The sequence below is a fragment of the Allosphingosinicella sp. genome, from assembly GCF_036403745.1.
In the GTDB taxonomy this organism is placed as follows: Bacteria; Pseudomonadota; Alphaproteobacteria; order Sphingomonadales; family Sphingomonadaceae; genus Allosphingosinicella.
Window position 1 is genome coordinate 1 of record NZ_DASWQI010000065.1, and the last position, 2,223, is coordinate 2,223.

General features: G+C 68.2%; 2 protein-coding genes. Both read left to right on the forward strand.

Annotation, left to right across the window (positions count from 1 at the left end; genetic code table 11):
- Nucleotides 1-600, forward strand: a 600-nt coding sequence (locus VGC56_RS12650; protein WP_464125338.1) for an alpha/beta fold hydrolase, incomplete at its 5' end; no start/stop codon positions are given.
- A 157-nt stretch (nt 601-757) separates the two neighbouring features.
- Nucleotides 758-2,223 (forward strand): IS1182 family transposase (locus tag VGC56_RS12655; RefSeq protein ID WP_464125340.1); only part of this gene is annotated, 1,466 nt, incomplete at its 3' end.

Genomic DNA, 2,223 nt, shown 5'->3' on the forward strand with positions numbered 1-2,223 from the left:
GCCGGCTGTGATTGGGGAGCGCGGACGGTCAACATCGTTGCGGCGCTTTGGCCCGAGCGGTGCAAGGCGATGGTGTCCGTAAGCGGTTATCTGATCGGGAGCCAGGAAGCCGGCAGGACGCCGTTGCCGCCGAGGGCCGAGCTCGAATGGTGGTATCAATATTACTTCGCCACGGAACGCGGCCGGGCCGGCTACGACAAAAACCGGCGCGAATTCGCAAAGCTGATCTGGCAGCTCGCGTCGCCGAAATGGAACTTCGACGACGCCACATTCGATCGCAGCGCCGCAGCCTTCGATAATCCGGATCACGTCAGCATCGTCATCCACAACTACCGCTGGCGGCTCGGCCTTGCGGAGGGTGAGTCGAAGTACGACGAATTCGAAAAGCGGCTTGCCGCATTCCCGACGATCGCCGTGCCGACCATCACTCTCGAGGGTGCCGCCAATGGTGCTCCGCACCCTGATCCCAGCGCCTATGCAAAGAAATTCTCCGGCAAGTATGAGCACCGGCTGATCACAGGCGGCGTCGGCCACAACCTGCCGCAGGAAGCTCCCCAGGCCTTCGCCCAAGCCGTCCTCGACGTCGCCGCTGAAAGCTGAGCGCATTTGATGCGCAGCAACGTTGGGGCATCGGTCGATTTGGCCTGACAAGGGAGTGGGGGCGCCATGACCGGAAAACGGTCGGACACCGTTGGCGAAATCGGCAGCCTTGTGATGGGCCATTGCGTTGGATGGCTTTCTTGTCCGGAGGTCGCCCATGTCGCTTCGCCTGCTGCAGCTGGTCCCATCCGTGCCCGACGACACCGCCCGCATTGCCCGGGCCGCGTTCCCACGGGGCAATCCGTATGTGCTACTGCGCAACCGGCTCGGCCCCGTGTTCGACGACACTGGCTTTGCTGATCTCTATCCCCGGCGCGGCCAGCCCGCATACACGCCCTGGCGCTTGGCGCTGGTCACGCTCCTGCAGTTCCGCGAGGGGCTGAGCGACCGCCAAGCCGCTGAGGCCGTCCGGGCCCGGATCGACTGGAAGTATCTGCTCGCCCTTGACCTGGCCGATGCCGGCTTTGACCACACTGTGCTCTGCACGTTCCGCGGCCGGTTGCTGGCCGGGGATGCCAGTGAGCGCTTACTCGCCCGCGTGCTGGACACTGCGCGAGACGCTGGATTGCTCAAAGCGCGCGGGCGCCAGCGCACGGACAGCACGCACGTGCTCGCCGCGGTGCGCGACCTGAACCGGATCGAGTTGTTGGCCGAGACCCTGCGGGCGGCGCTGAACGCCATCGCTGGGGTCGCCCCGGACTGGCTACGGGCCCTGGCTCCGCCCGAGTGGCACGCGCGCTACGACCGGCGCATTGAGGACATGCGCCTGCCCGAGACCGGACCCAAGCGCGAGGCCTACGTGGCTCAGGTCGGGGCGGATGGGTACCGCCTGCTCAAGGCCCTGGAAGGGGCGAATGCGCCGCCAGACGCGGCCGCGCTGCCCACAGTCGCTGTGCTGCGCCGAGTGTGGGCGCGGCACTTCGAGCGGAATGAGGCTGGGCCAGATAACGGTGAGACCGGCGGGGATGGGGTCCGACTGCGGCCGGTGCAGGGCCGTGGCCCCGGGGACCGTATCGAGTCGCCTTACGACACCGACGCCCGCTTCCGGTCCAAGGCCGGCATGAGTTGGACCGGCTACATGGTCCACCTGACCGAGACCTGCGACGAGGACGCGCCGCGCCTGGTGGTGCACACCGACACGACACCGGCCAACGTGCACGAGGCGATGCGAACCGCGCGGATCCACGAGGCCCTGGCCGGCAAGGGCTTGGCCCCGTCCGAGCACTTGGTGGACTCAGCTTATGTCAGCGCCAACGACCTCATCATGGCCCACGAGCAGTACGGCATCGACCTGGTCGGCCCGGCCCGTCCGGACCAGAGCTGGCAAAGCCGCGCCGAGGAAGCCTTCAGCGCCGCCGACTTCGCCGTGGACTGGGACAGGCGCGTGGCGCGCTGCCCGGAGGGCAAGGAGAGCACGGGCTGGTTCGAGAGCGCCAAGCGCCCGGGCCAGCGGAGCTCGATCCGGGCCCGGTTCCGAGCCGCCGACTGTCGCGCCTGCGCGTCCCGGACCCGCTGCACCCGGGCGCGTTTGGGCCTCCACGGTCGCGTGCTCGCCCTTCTTCCGAAGCGCGAATACGAGGCCCTCGCTGCGGCCCGGGCCCGGGAGGGCACCGCGGAAGGCCG